Genomic DNA, 16,822 nt, shown 5'->3' on the forward strand with positions numbered 1-16,822 from the left:
TCTCGTTAGCGCCCCAGAACAAGCACGGTGAAGGTCCCCGGAATCTGCGCCGGACGCGCCTTCGGATTCGCCGGATCGGGCGCGGCAAACTTCGATGTCACCAGGTAGATCTTATCGGCGGCCGCATCATAAGACATGGTGCGAGCGCCCTTCTCCGTCTTCACGACCTGCGCCACCGGATAGCCCGGCTTGCCTGCATCGACTACGGTCAAAGTGCCCTCTCCATTCGAGGAGAATGCAAGCTTCCGCTTCGCGTCATATCCCGCAGCATCCGGTCCATCGCCAACCGCCGGCGTAGCAAGCGACTTCCCAGTCTTCGCATCAGTGACGGCCATCTTGTTGCCATCGCAGACCGAGAATAGCCGCTCGCCTTCAGCATCGAACGCGAGTCCAGACGGTGACTCGCACTTAGTCAATGGCCAGGTCGCGGTAGCCTTCAGACTCTTCGCATCCAGCCGGACAATCTCGTTCTTGTCTTCAATGTTCACGAAGACGGTGCCTCTGCCATCCGCCTGGGGAAACTCCGGCTTCCCAGGCAGCGCGATCGTAGCCTTGGGGGCCATCGTCGCGAGGTCGATGACTGTGGCGTTCTTGCTGCCGCCGTTGAAGGCCCAAAGCGTCTTCGTCGTGGGCTCATACGTGGCACCGTCCGGGTTGGTGCCCGCCGGGATCGTCGCGACCGAAGCAAAGGTCGAAAGGTCGAAGGCCACAACGTGATTTGCTCCTCCATCGGTTACATATCCGACCTTGCTTCCCGGAGGTATGACAACGCCATGGCAACGAGTCAGCCCGGTGACTGCGCCGATCACCTTACCCGTTTCGGTATCAACCACATCGACCTTGGTGCTATGCGTGATGTACAGACGATGCGAGTCAGAGTCAGCAAGAATATAGTCCCACCCGCCCTCGCCGCCAATGACCCAACGTTGCTCTATGTGAAAGGGTGCCTGCGCGAAGGCGGCACCGGCAAGGAACGCCGAGAGGGCAATTTGAGCGAACAGACGAATCGACATGCAGATATCTCCAGGCGGGACCGAATCCCAACGCTCTCAATATCGCAAGCCGAGCTTAAAGCAAACTGAAGATCTTCAATTGAGCGGTCGCGTTCCGCTCTCAATCAGCACGGGAAGCGAGAACGTGACGCAGGTCCCCTCGTCAACCCGGCTTTCGATGGTGATCTCGCCATGGCTGCTCTCCACAATCGCCTTAGCGATTGCGAGTCCCAGGCCCGTGCCACCTGTGCGCCGGCTGCGGGACCGGTCGGCGCGGTAGAAACGCTCAAAGACATGGGGCAGCGACTCCGGCGCAATCCCCTCGCCCTGGTCTTCAATCCGCACCAACGCACGCCCATCGCTGACGCTCAGCGAAACATCGATCTCTTCGCCAGGGGCGCTGTGCTGGATCGCATTCTGTAGCAGGTTGGAGCAAAGAATCCGCAGTTGCTCTCTCTCCCCGGCGACCCAGGCAGTTGAATCCGCCGACACCATGACGCTGACTTCGCAGAGCTCCGCAGCCGTCCTCAGAAGCTCGACGACCTCAAGGAGCACATCCCTCAAGTCAACCTCCATCGTCGAAACTTCGCGTTCCGTATTCGCCTCAAGCCCCGCAAGAAAGAGCATGCTCGCAACCAGCTGTTCCATCCGTTCGCAGTCGACCTCGGCGCGTTCGATCCCCGCGAGATACTCCGAAGCGCTGCGTTCGCGCAGAGTCATCACCTGTAGCGACGACTTGATCACCGCGACAGACGTCTTCAATTCATGGGCAGCATCGCCAACGAATTGGCGTTGCTGTTCGAAGGAACGCTCAAGGCCGCTAAGCGCCGTGCGCAGGGCCATCACCAGCGGGTTCAGCTCTTCTACCTCGAGCACATGCTCCGGCGGCTCGAACTGCCACGCGTCCACGGAGACCTTGCTGGCCTGCGCGGCAAGCTCCCGGAGCGGCCGAAGGCCGCGACGCATGAGGCGCAGCATAAGATATCCATTGATCGCCAGAAGAGCGACTCCGAGCGCGGAATAAAACAGGATGGCATTCTCAATCCGCTCCCAGACCGGATTCGTCCTGATCCCATAAAGGATCACGACATGGCGTGGAATGCCCCCGCCCTTGTCACCAGGATCGACCATGCGCAGCCCGGAGACGCGGATCAGACGATAGCTCTTCCTTCCTATCGAGACGGTACGAAACTCGCGGGGATCGGAGAATGCCGCTTCAGAATCCGTCCAGTTCTCGGAGTGGCCAAGGATCTTCCCGAACTCATCACGCACCGAATAGATATCTCGCCCCGGAACCATGGTCTGCGTTCCATCGAGCATCACATTGTCCTGCGCATCTTCCGCGTCCTGCACCGCGCCCAGCATGGAGTCCGCCCGCCCCCGCAACATCACATCAAACGCGCGAAACTGCGAGATCGTGTCGTAGACACCTGCACCAGCAATCAGCACAACCGTCGTAGCGAACTGGACCAGCAGCACCACCGCGATCAATCGTCGGGTAAGCGAGAACGTCTTCACCCAGCTACCTCGCGCTCCATCTGAAGCCGGTATCCTCGTCCGCGGAGCGTCTCAATGCTCGACGTCTCAGCGCCCTGATCGAGCTTGCGTCGCAGGTTGGAGACATGCGCTTCAATGACGTTCGAATGATGCTCCCAGTTGTAGTCGTAGATATGTTCGAGGAGCTCGCGCTTCGAGACAACGACACGCGGCCGGTGCATCAGATACTCCAGGATCTTGTACTCAATGGGCGAGAGCGTAATGAATATTCCGGCGCGTGCAATGGTCTGCTCGCTGGTGTTCAGTTCGATGTCCCCCAACCGAAGTGTTGTGGCGGCGACTCCCTTCCCTCGACGGATGAGGGCCTTGGCCCGTGCGATCAGCTCTCCCAGATCGAATGGCTTGGTCAGGTAGTCGTCAGCGCCCGCATTCAGGAGATCCACGATCGACTCGCGCTCGGAGCGCGCGGTGAGCACCAGCACGGCCGTCGTATCTCCGCTGGCCCGCAACCGGCGCAGAACCGAAGGCCCGTCTACCAACGGGAGGTTGAGATCAAGAACTACCAGGTCGTAACAGCGATTGCCAGCAAGATCGATGGCGGTTGCACCGTCCTCAGCATGGTCCACGGCGAATCCGGGGCCATCGCGCAGGGCTGCAGCGACATTCTCCGCCAAACGAACTTCATCTTCGACCAGCAGCACCCGCATCGTGACAGTTCACCACAATCAGCTTAATCCAAGCTGAAGTCGCTTCAGTGACAATCGGCCAGCGGTGAGAGTGCCGCTCCCCAGCGAGCGAGAGCTGGGGCCAACTCCGACACCGTAGCGGACCATGTCGCAGCCGAGGCGAACCCGATGCCCTTCGGCTCTCCGCAGACCATCGCCATGGATGTGGCGGCACCACGTGCCTGTTGCATCAGCTTCGCGTCTCCGTAAACGGCAACGCCGTCGACGACCACCATCTCCACGTCGGCTGGAGAGGAATGCACCAACTGCGAGTACGCATCGCCACCGCTAGCCTTGAGTACAAGAAGGTCAGCCCGCATGCCGACGGCAAGCGTGCCCGTCTGATCAGAAATCCCGCCAAGCTCCGCAGCATTCTGCGTCGCCATCTCAAAGAGGTCGCGATCTGTAAACGGCGCAGGCGATTGCGTCGCATTCCAGATGGCGGCATACTTCAGCTCCTGCAACATGCCGTCCGAACCAGTCGGGCTCCAGTCAGGCGCGATCGCCATCTTTACTCCAGCCTCCTTCGCGCCGGCGACATCCGCAGTGCTGCCGTAGAGCTCGAAGTTGCTGTGCGGCGACCAGACGAGGCCGACACCCATCTTCGCCATCACCGCGAAGTTTTCTTTCGACAAGGCGACACCGTGGATGATGCTCACACCCGGAAGCAGAAGTCCCCGAGCCTGCAGCATCGCGAACTCACGCCTGGCGCTGGCATTGTCGGAAGCACCTTCGGCGATGTGAAACATGGCAGCGTTGATCGTATGATCGCGAAGCCCATCCATCAGCGCCGCAGTGTGGGCTGTATCCAGCGCCAGCGGGAACACCTCATAGCGCAGCTTCTCAGCAGCTTCGTCGGGGTAAAGACGCGACGCCACGCCCAGTTCTCGCACAAGACCACCAAGGCAGTCAGGCTGCATCGTCGCCGGAGCGGTCGACCGACCGGGCGATGTCAAATCGTTGGGATAGAGGCCGGCCTGTGAGGTCGCTCCCCCTGCAATCGCCTTGACCTCCGCATAGCGCTCCGCAGCGCATCCGTGCCCCTCCGCGACGAATTTTTCGTGGGGGACATTCAGCGCCATCCGGTACTCCGGCAACTGCTGCCAGTCGTACCGCGCGCCCGACTTTACTCCTGAACTCCATCGCGACAGTACGTTCCAGGTCACATGGTTATGCAGATCAATGAGTCCAGGGTAGATAGTACCGTCGGTCTCGATCACCTTTGAGCCCGGAGGCAGAACAAGATCCGCGCCGATGGCCGTGATCTTCCCAGCTTCGATCAGCACGGTTGCATGGTCGACCGGGCCGGAAGGCGTAACCACCGTTCCGCGAAGCGCAAGATGCTGCGCCTGCGCGTGGCAAGCCCATACACAGAATGAGAGCACGGCAGCGGCAACGCTCAAATTTGGACGCAAAGGGAAGCTCCTCTTATCAATCACCTGCTCACGTAACTTCCCTTTGTCATTCCCTAGGGAATCTGCGTCTCCAGCCTCTCTACCCGTCACATCAAAATCAGCGAACCTGGGGAAAACCAAGGTCAACCTTGCTCGTCCCAGGGTCAGGCCAACGGCTCGTGACCACCTTGCCGCGCGTGTAGAACTGAATACCCTCCGGGCCATACATATGCAGGTCGCCGAAGAGCGAAGACTTCCATCCACCAAAGCTATACGAGGAAACCGGGACAGGAATCGGCACGTTGATGCCGACCATGCCCACCTCGACATCGAACTGAAACTGCCGCGCCGCGCCCCCGTTCTGCGTGAAGATCGCCGTGCCGTTACCGAACTCGTTTTCGTTGATGATCTTCAACCCCTCGGCATAGGTCTCGACGCGAACGACGCTCAACACAGGCCCAAAGATCTCTTCGTTATAGCAGCGCGTTCCCGGCGCAACGTTGTCGATCAGCGAAGCTCCAAGAAAGAACCCGTCACCCTTCGACGCAGACTCTTCCCGTCCATCGACGGTAACCGTAGCACCATCGGCAATCGCCGAGTCAAGAAATCCCGCCACGCGATCCCTTTGCTCACGAGTCACCAGCGGCCCCATCTCGCTCCCCTGTTCGAGCCCCGGCCCGACCTTGATCTTCGGAATGCGCTTGCGAATCGCAGCAACTAGTGGATCAGCGACGCTACCGACAGCAACGATCACCGAAATAGCCATGCAACGCTGCCCTGCTGCACCATACGCGGCAGATACGGCAGCATCGGCCGCAGCTTCGACATCAGCATCAGGCAGAACCAGCATGTGGTTCTTCGCCCCGCCCAAAGCCTGCACTCGCTTACCGTTGCGCGTGCCTGTCTCGTAGATATAACGCGCAATCGGAGTCGAGCCGACAAAGCTGATCGCCCGGACATCAGGATGCGCGAGCAACCGGTCAACAGCAACACGGTCGCCCATCAGCACATTCAGCACGCCATCGGGAACTCCCGCCTGCTGCGCCAGCTCCGCAAGGAACAGGCTCGCCGAAGGCACCTTCTCGGATGGCTTCAGGATAAAGGCATTCCCGCAGGCGATTGCGTTTGCGAGCATCCACAACGGCACCATCACCGGGAAGTTGAAAGGAGTGATTCCCGCCACAACTCCGAGCGGCTGGCGAAGCTGGTAGACATCGACCCCCGTGCTTGCCTGCTCCGAGTAACTTCCCTTCAACAGATTCGAGATGCCACATGCGAACTCTACATTTTCAAGTCCCCGAGCAACTTCACCCCGAGCATCGGCCAGGGTCTTGCCATTCTCCGTTGCGACAATCTCTGCAAGCCGCTCGCGGTTCGCGTCGATCAGCCCGCGCAGCTTGAACATAATCTCTGCCCGCCGGGAGAGCGGTGTCGCGCGCCATGCTGGAAACACCGACTTGGCAACTGCAACCGCATGATCAACGTCCTCAACCGAGGCGAAGTTGACCTCGGCGATCTGCTGTCCGGTTGCCGGGTTCCACACCGGACCCGTGCGGCCCGACACGCTTTCGCTGGAGACGCCGCCGATGCGGTGATTAATGAGAAGCGCTTGTGAGACGGACTGGGGCATGGACTTCCTCCGGATTGTTGCGGCTGTGCTGGAGCGCTTCGTCGACGAGGGCAAGTCCCCGTTCAATGATGTCGAGTCCCTCAGCGAGTTGCTGCTGCGTGATGACCAGTGGCGGGCACACCCACAGCATGTTGAATCGGGTGAATGCGTAAAGATGCTGCGACTTCAGATAGGTGGCCAGCTTTGCCATCTCGGCGCTCGTGCCGTTGAAGGGAGCAAGCGGCTCCTTGGTAGCCTTATCCTTCACAAGTTCAATGACACTGAAGAGGCCGATGGAACGGACATCCCCAACACAGTCGAACCTGTTCCTGATCGCAGTCAGGCGATCAGAGAGGTAAACGCCTTGCGTATCGACATTCTCGAAGATCGCCTCTTCTTCATAGACAGCAAGATTCGCGTTGGCCGCAGCACAAGAAACAGGATGACCGCTATAGGTAAGGCCGCCATAAAGCATATGCGTCTCGAAGTATTGCGCAATCGCATCGGAGACGATGACCGTGCCCAGCGGCATGTATCCGCTGGTTAGCCCCTTCGCTGCTGTGACAATGTCCGGCTTGATGCCGTAGTGCTGCGTGGCCAGATACTTGCCCGTGCGACCGAAGCCGCTCATCACTTCGTCATCAATCAACAGGATGCCGTACTTATCGCAGAGAGAACGCAACTTCGGATAGTAGTCATCCGGCGGGACAAGAATGCCGTTCGACCCGGTGATGCCTTCAACCATGATGGCAGCGATCTCGTTCGGCCCTTCCATCTGGATGATCTCTTCGATGTGCGAGACGCACTCGCGATGGCAGGTCTCGACCTTCTGACCAAACGGACAGCGATAGCAGTAAGGATCGAAGGCCCGCACTACGCCTGGAATGCCGGGCTCTACCGGCCAGCGGCGCGGATCGCCAGAGGCCGTCATCGATCCCATCGTCGCGCCGTGATAGGAACGATAGCGCGTGATGATCTTGTTGCGGCCCGTGAAGAGTCGAGCGATCTTCATCGCGTTCTCGTTAGCTTCAGAGCCACCGAGTGTGAAGAACGCCTTCGCAAGTCCCGTCACTTCCGCGAGCTTCTTACCCAGAACCCCACGCGGCTCCGTCGCAAATCCAGGCCCGGCAAAGCAAAGCTGATCCACCTGCTTCTTAATCGCGTCAAGCACCTTGGGATGCTGGTGGCCAACATTCATGTTGATGAGCTGCGCGCTGAAGTCCAGCCAGCGATTGTCATCGCCATCCCAGAAGTAAACACCCTCAGCGCGCTTCATCAGCATCGGGTTTGCCGCGCCCTGTACCGACCACGAAAATAACGTGTAGTCGCGATTCTCCTGAACGATCTCCTGCGATGTGCGTTCAGCCTGTTGGATTACTTCAATCTCTATCATCTGCGTGCTCATACGCGACGCTCCTTCTCGATGCGGGATGTTGGTCTTTCAGAGGCCGTCAACTGTGGATGACTCGAACGCAGCAGAGCGAACGCGACCAGGAAACCGAGCTTGCGCGAGGGGTCGTCAAGCGAGCCGAGCAGGCCCGTAAGCTGATCGAGTCGGTAATAGACGCTCTGGCGGCGGACGCCCAGGTTGCGCGCTGCTGCAGCTATATTGAACTGCGCGTCAAGAAGCGCTTCAAGCGTGACGAGCAGAGTCGTGCGCGGACGCGGCGGTAGCGACAGCAAAGGCCCAAGCTCGCGCTGCAAAAACTGCCGGTCGCGGCCCGTCTCGATCAATGAATTGAGGATCGTGTCAAGCGTCGTTTCAAGTCCGTGGCTTGGCGTGGGCCGAAGAATCTCCTGGTGCGCCGCCCGCGTCAGCTCACGGAAACTAACCTCAGTCCTGAAGACAACGATGGGAAAGTTGAGTTCCCGAGCGGTCTCAAGAAGCTCCGAGGGAACCTCCGTAATCCACTGCACGAGTTCGAGGCCCAAGGCACGGATTCCAGCCTTCGACAGGCCCCGAATGTAGGCTCTTCTCGTTGCTGAACTCACCCGCATCAACTCGAGGCCAGTGCTCAGCAGAAGTTCGCCACCCGAAAGAAATCGCCAGATGTCCATGATCTCCGAGACGTGGACCCATGTCACCGGCTGGTCGATCTGCGCGCCTCCGCAGATCAACTCCGCGCTGCGAAACGCGGGGAGGTTCAGTACCGTCTCAAGCGACGGCAGCGCCGTTCCCTGGCGGAACGCCCCGCGCGTGCTTGAGTCGATCGCTACAGGCTGCCGCTCTAAAGCAGCGCGATTCACATTCATTGGCCCTCCATCCATGCAAGCGTCTTCGTTGCAAGTCGATCGAATGCTTCAACAGCCAAGACGAGATCTTCCTTGCGTGTGTCCTCAATCTTGTTGTGGCTGATGCCGCGCAACGATTGCACGAACATCATCACGGTCGGAATTCCCACTCGCGCGACCTCGGCCGCGTCATGCAGCGGCCCCGACGGAAGCCGATACGAAGTCGCGGTCGTCTCGCGAATGGCCCTATCGCAAAGCTCGATCAAGTCAGGATGAAACGGTACCGGCTCAATGCTCCAGATGCGCGACCACTTCACCGAACAACGCTCTTCTCCGGCGAATCGCTCGCTTGCCTCCTGCGCCTCGCGCAGCATCGTGGCCAAGAAATCTGCATCGAGATCGCGCTGGTCCAGCGTCACCTCGCATCGCCCCACAACAGCGGTCACGATTCCAGGAAAGGTCTTGACGCTGCCCATCGTGCAGACGGCATCGGCATGCTTGCCCGCGATCGCGCGCAGTTCCAGCGCAAGCTTTGCTGCGGGTGCTAGCGCATCGCGACGATCCCCCATGGGCGTCGAACCCGAGTGTGCCTCCTGTCCTTCGAAGTTGATCGCATACCGCTCCACGCCCTTGGTCCCGAGAACGACTCCAAGCGGAAGCCCGAGTCGCTCCAGCACTGGCCCCTGCTCAATATGAAGCTCAAGATATGCGGCGATGTCGTCCCGTTCACTCGTAGCATCGCCAATGCGTTCGATGTCAATGCCGCTGGCCCGAAGCGCCTCTTCAAGCGTGACCCCATCGCGATCTGTGCGCACTCGATCAGCAGCGATACTGTGCGTCCCTGCGAACGCCGAAGACCCAAACAAGCTGCGGCCAAACCGTGCGCCTTCTTCATCGGCCCAATCCACAAGCTTCACGGTGAACGGCGGCTTGCCGTCGTAGGTTTCCGCAAGTCCACGCAGCACCCCAAGCCCAGCTATCACGCCGAGGCATCCATCAAGCCATCCGCCGTTCGGCACCGAATCGAGATGACTGCCGATGACCAGCGACCGCTTCGAAGCGCCCTGGATTGTGACCCAGACATTCCCTGCCGCGTCTATATGCCTTTGCACAGGAAGACCGTCGAGCTTCGCCCCGAACCAATCCCGTGCCTTCTGCCACGTCGGAGTGAACGCAACGCGCTGCGCGCCGTTCTCATCGGCGGTGAGCGCGCGGAGCTCTTCGAGGTCGGCAATCACTTGCATCGGGTCTGCGGGCACGGAACTCCTCGTTAGCGGATCAGTCTAGTGGATATGTATACCGTGCGTCTCGCGATACTTCGCCATCGCATCCCAGTCTTCGGTCACGGCGGGCTCGTTGCGCGAGATCTCGTCCCATGTGGTCGACGCGCGCTCCGGCGCCACTTCAACCATCTCGATGCAGTTGTCGACCGGGCACACGTTATAGCAGAGCCTGCATCCAACGCAATCCGCCTCACGCACGACGGGATGCGCACGCGTCCCCACGGCCTCATGCTTGCCATTCGAACGAACGTCGTAGGAGTAAGGCTGCACAATCTCACCCACAGGCGAGACCAGGTCGATGCACTGGTGAGTCGTGTCGTTGCAGGCAACGTAGCAGAGGTTGCACTTGATGCACGCCTCCTGATCAATCCGCGCCACGGCCTTGAAGGCAAGGTCGAAGTGCTTGAACTCCGAGACCCGGTTCAGGCTCTTACCAACCACATCATCGATCGTCGCGTAGCCCTTCTCATCCATCCAGTTCGAAAGCCCATTGCAAAGATCTTCGATGATTCGAAAGCCGTAGTGCATCACGGCCGTGCACACCTGCAAACTCGTCGCGCCCAGCAGCAGGAACTCCGCAGCATCCTGCCACGTCGAGATACCGCCCATGCCTGAGATAGGCAAACCGGAGTTCATCACCTTCTCATCCGCGCCGAGCGAAGCAAGCATGTTCAACGCGATCGGCTTCACCGCCGGCCCCGCGTAGCCGCCATGGCCTCCCTTGCCGCCAATGCTAGGCGTGATCGCAAGCGTATCCAGATCGACGCCCACAATGGAGTTGATCGTATTGATCAGCGAGAGAGCATTGGCCCCGGCATTGATCGCGGAGTGCGCGGGAACGACGACGTTCGTAATGTTCGGTGTCAGCTTCACGATGACCGGGATGGTGGCTGCACTCATCGCCCATCCCGTGATCTGTTCGCAATACTCCGGCACCTGCCCGACAGCGGAGCCCATGCCCCGTTCGCTCATGCCGTGCGGGCATCCAAAGTTCAGCTCGATCCCATCCGCGCCTGTGTCCTGGATCTGCATTACGATCTTCTTCCACGCCTCGGCCTTCGGCTCGACCATCGCCGAGACGACGACAGCGCGATCAGGCCAAGCCCGCTTTACCTCGGCGATCTCACGCAGGTTTACATCGAGCGGCCGGTCGGAGATAAGCTCAATATTGTTGATCGCCAGCATCCGCTGTCCGCCATAGTGCCACGCACCGTAGCGGTTCGAGATATTCAGCACCGGCGCGCCAATCGTCTTCCACACCGCGCCGCCCCAGCCCGCCTCGAAGGCGCGATGGACCTGCATGCCGGAGTTCGAAGGCGGCGCGGAGGCCAGCCAGAAAGGGTTCGGCGACTTGATGCCTGCAAAGTTGATGCTCAGATCGGCCATGATTCGTTATGCTCCTGCCACTGCGGTTTCGATCTGTGCCAGTCGCGCGTGCAACGCCTGCGCGGCCATCTTGCCATCCTGCACGGCCATCACCGTCGAAGCCTCACCTCGATGACGAATGCAGTCGCCGATCGCAAAGACCCCCGCGATGCTCGTCTCAAAGCCCTCATCGACGGCAATGTACCCATTCGCCGTCTTCAATCCCAGCGCCGTTGCGATAGAAGGCTTCTGCTGGCCAATAGCCTTCACAATCTGGTCCGCCTCAATCACAAACTCGCTGCCTGGGACCGGCGTCGATGTGGCCCGTCCTGACGCGTCCGGCGCTCCAAGCCGCATCTGCACACAACGAAGACCCGTAACTGCGCCAGCCTCAAGGATCGTCTCCACAGGCTGCGCGAGGAAGCGGAACTCGATGCCCTCCTTCATAGCGAACTCCACCTCATGCGGATAGGCCGTCATCTCCCTCTCGCTGCGCCGGTAGACGATGGTGACTCGTTCCGCGCCCAAACGCTTCGCAATCGTCGCGCAGTCGATCGCCGTGTTGCCCGCGCCCACGACCACGACCTGCTTACCGATCACAAGCGGCACCTCAGCGACCTTGCTTCCCTCAACATAGACAAGCCCGTCAAGCACGTGCTCTTCACCTGGTATGCCAAGTTGCGGCGAGCGGCCAAGTCCAACGCTCAGCACAACGATATCGAAGTCCTTTTGTAGCTCGGCCAGTGACAAATCGCCACCAAGCTCCCGCCCAGTAACCACCGTGACCCCAAGCTGCTCGATCATCGCCACCTCTGCCAGCGCGATTTCTACCGGCTCACGCAGCGAAATAATTCCGTAAGTCGAAAGTCCGCCCGCAAGATCGCGCTTCTCGAAGACGGTTACGTTATGTCCCCTTCGGGCTAGTTCGCCCGCGCACGAAAGCCCCGCCGGGCCAGAGCCGATCACCGCAACCTTGCGCCCCGTCGGCGGCCCCGCGGTCACCACCTGCACGCCCCGGTCATACACGTAGTCCATTGCGTACCGCTGGAGGCGACCGATCGCTATCGGGCTGCTCGAAGGTCCAAGCACGCACGAGCCTTCGCAGAGCTCCTGCACCGGGCAGACCCTCGCACACGTAGCGCCCAGCAGATTTGACTCAAGAATGGTCTGCGCCGAACCCAGCAGATTCGCGGAAGCAATCTTCTTGATAAAGCCTGGAATGTCGATGTGAGTCGGACACGCGTGCGTGCACGGAGCGTCGTAGCAATAGAGACAGCGATGGGACTCGCGAACCGCCGCCGCGCTCGTCAGCGGCGCGTAGGTCTCTTCGAGACCTGGGGTCGAACCGGAACAGCGTACATCCACTGGATCCACAGCTTCCTCCGAAGTGACTTTGTCGCAAGGGTGAAGTCTGCATATTACGGAAAGAGAGCGCCGCGAACAACAGTCACTCTGTAAAGAGTAGAGGATTTTTCGGCAGCGAGATCAACTCCCCACTAAGCGATAATCTCGTTCACCACTCGCCCCGATACATCAGTCAGCCGGTAGTCTCGGCCTGCGTAACGATACGTAAGCTTCTTGTGGTCGATGCCAAGCTGGTGCAGCATCGTCGCATGCAGGTCGTGGACATGCACCTGGTCCTTGACGATCTGGTAGCCATACTCGTCCGACTCGCCATAGGTGATACCGCCCTTGATCCCGCCGCCGGCCATCCACGAGGTGTAGCAATCGGAGTGATGCGTGCGCCCCTTCGCCTTGGGGTTGGTATCTCCTGGCCTGCGTCCAAACTCCGTGCTCCACACCACCAACGTCTCATCGAACATCCCCCGCGACTTCAGGTCCTTCAGCAAAGCCGCAATAGGCTGGTCGACGTTCTTCGCCAGCGGCACGTGCGTCTGCATATCGGCGTGCGCGTCCCAGTTGATGAGTTGGTTCGATCCGATATCAATCAACTCGATAAACCGGACGCCGCGTTCAGCAAGCCGACGCGCCATCAGGCACTGCCACGCGAATCCCTTGGTGCTGCCACGCTCAAGCCCATAGAGCGCAAGCGTAGCGTCGGTCTCCTTCGTAAGATCAAAAGCCTCTGGTGCCTGCGTCTGCATTCCGTGCGCGGTCTCAAAGCTCTTGATGCGAGCCGCAAGCGTGGAGTCACCGCCCCGCGCTGCCTCATGCTTCTGGTTGAAGAAGCTGATCAGGCCAAGCTCCTTGTCCTGCACGTCGGCAAGATCCGTCCGCAGCATGTTCGGAATCGGCTCTCCATCCGAGCCGACGTGTACGCCTTGATGGCACGCGGGAAGGAAGTTCGCGTCCCACGGCATCGTGCCGCCATAGGGCATCTCCGGAGCCAGCACCATGAACGAAGGCAGGTTCTGGTTCACCGTTCCAAGCCCGTAGCTCACCCACGACCCCATACTCGGCCGCGCCTGCACCACGGAGCCGCCATGCAGCCCCATGTTCGCCTGCACGTGGTTCGGGAAGTCGTTCTTCATCGACCGGATCACGCAGATGTCGTCCATCATCGCGCCCACGTGTGGGAAGAGCGAACTCGCCTGCGTATCGCACTTCGCATAGCGCTTGAACTCCCAGCGTGGCGCCGACAGAAAATCTCCCTTGTACGGCTTGCCGCTGTCGGCAATCAGCTTCGGCTTGGGGTCAAACGTATCGACGTGCGAAGCTCCACCGCTCATGCAAAGAAAGATGACGCGCTTCGCCTTCGCCGGAAACATAGGTTCCTTCGCGGCCAGCGGATTCGCAGGTTCGGACGAAGACGACTGCGCCAGTAGCTCATGCAGTACGCCCGGAAGAAACAGCGAGGCACTCGCAAGTGAATTGATGAAGTGGCGGCGGTTCATGGGATTGCGTGTCGTCATCGTGGACCTTCTTTCAGTCGATAAACATGAACTCGTTGCTCGCATAGAGTGCCTGGATCAGATTGCCCAGCGCCTGCGTATGCATCTTCTTCTCATCCTGCTCACCCGAGCTGTGCGCCACGTAGATCGCACTCGTCTGCTGAACGAACTTCGTTGCCGCATCACTCTCCTGGGGATCAGGAGGCCGTCCATAGATCTTCAAAAACGCTGCCCGGACTTCGTCCTTGTCCGACTTGCCGGGTTGATCCAGTTGTTTCGCCAACGCCGTCGCACACTCCTTCGGGAACGACGCGTTCATGAAGTAAAGCGCCTGTAGCGGAGTGACACTGGTCTCTCTTGTAGCCACGCTTGCGGAAGGATTCGCTCCATCGAACAGCCCAAGGTAAGGATGCCGTCGGCTACGCTGCGCCATCACATACAGCGTGCGATGGTTCGTCTCATACACAGCATGGAACGGCGCATGGCCGGAGTAGTTCCACTCCGCCTCGGGCGGAAACGGCTGTGGCCCGGCAGGTGACGTGTCGAGCTTGCCCGAGGTCGCCAGCATCGCATCGCGAATCTCCTCCGCGTCCATGCGCGTGCGCGAGTGCCGCCAGAGCATCGCGTTCTCCGCATCCACTTTCTCCGCTTCCGGCGAGTCGTCACTCGACAACTGGTACGTATGCGAGAGCAGGATCATGCGGTGCATCGCCTTGATCGACCAGCCCTTCTCGACGAACTCCGTAGCCATGTAGTCGAGCAGCTTCTGATTGCTTGGAGCCGCTCCCCTGCTGCCAAAGTCGTTTGGTGTCGCAACAATGCCGCACCCGAAGTGGCCCTGCCAGATGCGGTTCACCATCACGCGGGCCGTCACAGGATTCTGCGGCGAGGCGATCCAGTTCGCCATCTCCAGCCTTCCGCTGCCCTTCGTATCCGCTGGTAGTTCAGACCCCCCGAGCGCCTGCAAAAAGTGCCGAGGCACCTCATCGCCAAGGTCCTTCTTGCTGCCGTAGTGCTGTATCCGCTCGTCGTGCGGTGTGCCTTCAGAGACCGCATAGGCCGTCTCAAAGTGCGGCGCGTTCTGAAACAGCGCCATCCGCCGCGCCTGCAGCAAGGGCAGAATATCGTCGAAGTAAGGAAGCTGAATCACGGCGTGAATCGAGTCCGCAATCGGCTTCAACTGCTCTTCGAAGTCCTTGTACTCCTGACTATCGACCGCCTTCGGGTCACGATAGATGAGACCACGCTGGTACCGTACTTCCTCCGTACCAGTAGTTGCAAAGTGAGTGCTCGCAAGCACGCCATAGATGCCGTAGTAGTCCGCCGTAGGAATCGGATCGAACTTGTGGTCATGGCAACGGGCACAGGCTACCGTCGTCGCAAGGAACGCATGTCCAATGTTGTCGACCGCATCGCTGATCGGATCTTCGGTGATGTTCGTGTTCGCGAGATATCCCGTGGCGATGACGTTCTGCCAGTGCTCAGCCTCCGTCGCCGCGGGCAGCAGGTCACCCGCGATCTGCTCCTTGATGAAGCGGTCATACGGCTTGTCCTGCTGGAACGCCTGCACCACGTAGTCCCGATATTTGTAGATGTCCGGCACGGGATAGTCAGCCGTATTACTGGAAGTATCGGAGTAGCGCACGACATCGAGCCAGATGCGCCCCCAGCGCTCGCCATAGGCCTTCGATGCCAGCAGCCGCTCAACCAGCTTCGGATAAGCATCGCGCGACTTGTCGGCGAGAAACGCATCAACTTCTTGCGGAGTCGGAGGCAGACCAGTCAGATCAAAGGTCACGCGCCGCAGCAGAGTACGCTTGTCCGCGTCACGCACCGGCTTGAGCTGATTCGCCTCAAGGTTCGCGAGTACGAAGCGATCGACATCGTTATAGGCCCACTTGCCCGATACAGCAGGCACGGCCGGCTTCACCGGGACCTTGTACGACCAGAACTCGCGGTCCTTCGCGGTGACCTGCATCCCGACAGGCTTTGAGGCTCCAGCAGGCCAGAACGCCCCGCCTTTGATCCACTCCTCAAGCACGGCGATCTCTGCCGGCTCCATCTGTTTGCGCGGAGGCATCTGCAACGATGCGTCCTGATAGTGAATCGCCTTCACCAGCAGGCTCGCGTCCGGATGGCTCAGGTCGAGCACCGCGCCGTCCTTGCCGCCCTTCATCATCGCATCGCGAGAGTCCAGCCGCAATCCGCCCGACTGCGACTGCGTATGGCAGCTATAGCACTTGCTCGCCAGCAGCGGACGCACCTTGGTCTCAAAGAACTCTGCCTCCGCGGAAGCCACCTCAGGCGAGGCCTTAGGCGCGCCCTCCGCAATCGGCATCAGCGCGTCTGCCTTGATCCACTTCGCAATGGTCGCGACATCGTCGCTCGAAAGCGGCCCTTTGGGCGGCATCTTCAGGTCTTCGTTCTTGTACGAGATCGCCTTGTAGAGCAGGCTCTTCTCAGGATTCCCCGGAACGAGTGCAGGTCCCGATCCACCGCCCTTCAACATCGCATCGCGAGAGTCCAGCCTCAGGCCGCCGCGCATCTTGTCGGTATGGCAGCTATAGCAATTCTTTTCGAGGATTGGCTGGACATCCTTACGAAACACATCTGTCTGCGCGACAGCGCGTGGACTGCCTCCCGTGAAAGCCACAACAGCCCAAGCAATCAAGACGCAAGCGGCCCGAGGCGATACGCGATCGCGAAGAGTCATCGGGCAGAAGAAGCGGCAACCCTGCATCCGTGGATACACCTCGTGAGAAAGATGGATGCTTCGTTCTGAAGACGGAAACGCAAGACATCCGGCTACAGGAGCGATCGGTACAGACACGCAGATGTGATTTGGAGAAGAGACTCGGCACAAGCGGGGGGCC

12 protein-coding genes are annotated in these 16,822 nt (G+C 59.9%); all 12 read right to left on the reverse strand.

Annotated features, from left to right (window positions below; genetic code table 11):
* Window positions 1-5: 5 nt before the first annotated feature.
* The 12 genes from OHL18_RS00310 to OHL18_RS00365 all read right to left on the reverse strand — a co-directional run bounded on the left by OHL18_RS00310 (window position 6) and on the right by OHL18_RS00365 (window position 16,557).
* Window positions 6-1,013 carry a YncE family protein gene (locus OHL18_RS00310; RefSeq protein ID WP_263372842.1) on the reverse strand — a complete coding sequence of 336 codons (1,008 nt, stop codon included), beginning with the start codon at window positions 1,011-1,013 and terminating at the stop codon, window positions 6-8.
* 75 nt (window positions 1,014-1,088) lie between these two features.
* Window positions 1,089-2,510 (reverse strand): sensor histidine kinase, encoded by a 1,422-nt coding sequence (locus tag OHL18_RS00315; protein WP_263372843.1) that lies wholly within the window; start codon window positions 2,508-2,510, stop codon window positions 1,089-1,091.
* Window positions 2,507-3,196, reverse strand: coding sequence for a response regulator transcription factor (locus OHL18_RS00320; protein WP_263372844.1), 690 nt, complete (start codon window positions 3,194-3,196; stop codon window positions 2,507-2,509). Before OHL18_RS00320 ends, OHL18_RS00315 begins: the two co-directional genes overlap by 4 nt.
* Before the next feature lie 44 nt (window positions 3,197-3,240).
* A complete protein-coding gene (locus OHL18_RS00325) occupies window positions 3,241-4,629 on the reverse strand; it encodes an amidohydrolase family protein (protein WP_263372845.1) in 1,389 nt (462 codons plus the stop codon).
* A 97-nt stretch (window positions 4,630-4,726) separates the two neighbouring features.
* Window positions 4,727-6,238 (reverse strand): CoA-acylating methylmalonate-semialdehyde dehydrogenase, encoded by a 1,512-nt coding sequence (locus OHL18_RS00330; protein WP_263372846.1) that lies wholly within the window; start codon window positions 6,236-6,238, stop codon window positions 4,727-4,729.
* Entirely contained in the window at window positions 6,204-7,622 is a 1,419-nt protein-coding gene (locus OHL18_RS00335; RefSeq protein WP_263372847.1) for an aminotransferase class III-fold pyridoxal phosphate-dependent enzyme, read from the reverse strand. Before OHL18_RS00335 ends, OHL18_RS00330 begins: the two co-directional genes overlap by 35 nt.
* Window positions 7,619-8,470 (reverse strand): PucR family transcriptional regulator, encoded by an 852-nt coding sequence (locus tag OHL18_RS00340; RefSeq protein ID WP_263372848.1) that lies wholly within the window; start codon window positions 8,468-8,470, stop codon window positions 7,619-7,621. The genes OHL18_RS00335 and OHL18_RS00340 overlap by 4 nt, the downstream gene beginning before the upstream one ends.
* Complete coding sequence (locus OHL18_RS00345) at window positions 8,467-9,708, reverse strand: M20 family metallo-hydrolase (RefSeq protein ID WP_263372849.1); 1,242 nt, start codon at window positions 9,706-9,708, stop codon at window positions 8,467-8,469. The genes OHL18_RS00340 and OHL18_RS00345 overlap by 4 nt, the downstream gene beginning before the upstream one ends.
* Window positions 9,709-9,732: 24 nt before the next feature.
* Window positions 9,733-11,118 carry an NAD-dependent dihydropyrimidine dehydrogenase subunit PreA gene (gene preA, locus OHL18_RS00350; RefSeq protein WP_263372850.1) on the reverse strand — a complete coding sequence of 462 codons (1,386 nt, stop codon included), beginning with the start codon at window positions 11,116-11,118 and terminating at the stop codon, window positions 9,733-9,735.
* 6 nt (window positions 11,119-11,124) lie between these two features.
* Window positions 11,125-12,462 (reverse strand): NAD(P)-dependent oxidoreductase, encoded by a 1,338-nt coding sequence (locus tag OHL18_RS00355; RefSeq protein WP_263372851.1) that lies wholly within the window; start codon window positions 12,460-12,462, stop codon window positions 11,125-11,127.
* A gap of 131 nt (window positions 12,463-12,593) precedes the next feature.
* On the reverse strand, window positions 12,594-13,970 hold the full coding sequence (locus OHL18_RS00360; protein ID WP_263372852.1) for a DUF1501 domain-containing protein: 1,377 nt from the start codon (window positions 13,968-13,970) through the stop codon (window positions 12,594-12,596).
* 13 nt (window positions 13,971-13,983) lie between these two features.
* Window positions 13,984-16,557, reverse strand: coding sequence for a PSD1 and planctomycete cytochrome C domain-containing protein (locus OHL18_RS00365; protein WP_263372853.1), 2,574 nt, complete (start codon window positions 16,555-16,557; stop codon window positions 13,984-13,986).
* Window positions 16,558-16,822: the final 265 nt, after the last annotated feature.

It is taken from the genome of Granulicella aggregans, assembly GCF_025685565.1.
Taxonomy (GTDB): Bacteria; Acidobacteriota; Terriglobia; order Terriglobales; family Acidobacteriaceae; genus Edaphobacter; species Edaphobacter aggregans_B.

Coding starts and splice junctions, on each gene's coding strand:
- preA (WP_263372850.1), bottom strand. CDS start 11,118: ATGGCCGATCTGAGCATCAACTTTGCAGGCATCAAGTCGCCGAACCCT.
- OHL18_RS00340 (WP_263372848.1), bottom strand. CDS start 8,470: ATGAATGTGAATCGCGCTGCTTTAGAGCGGCAGCCTGTAGCGATCGAC.
- OHL18_RS00360 (WP_263372852.1), bottom strand. CDS start 13,970: ATGACGACACGCAATCCCATGAACCGCCGCCACTTCATCAATTCACTT.
- OHL18_RS00330 (WP_263372846.1), bottom strand. CDS start 6,238: ATGCCCCAGTCCGTCTCACAAGCGCTTCTCATTAATCACCGCATCGGC.
- OHL18_RS00310 (WP_263372842.1), bottom strand. CDS start 1,013: ATGTCGATTCGTCTGTTCGCTCAAATTGCCCTCTCGGCGTTCCTTGCC.
- OHL18_RS00335 (WP_263372847.1), bottom strand. CDS start 7,622: ATGAGCACGCAGATGATAGAGATTGAAGTAATCCAACAGGCTGAACGC.
- OHL18_RS00320 (WP_263372844.1), bottom strand. CDS start 3,196: ATGCGGGTGCTGCTGGTCGAAGATGAAGTTCGTTTGGCGGAGAATGTC.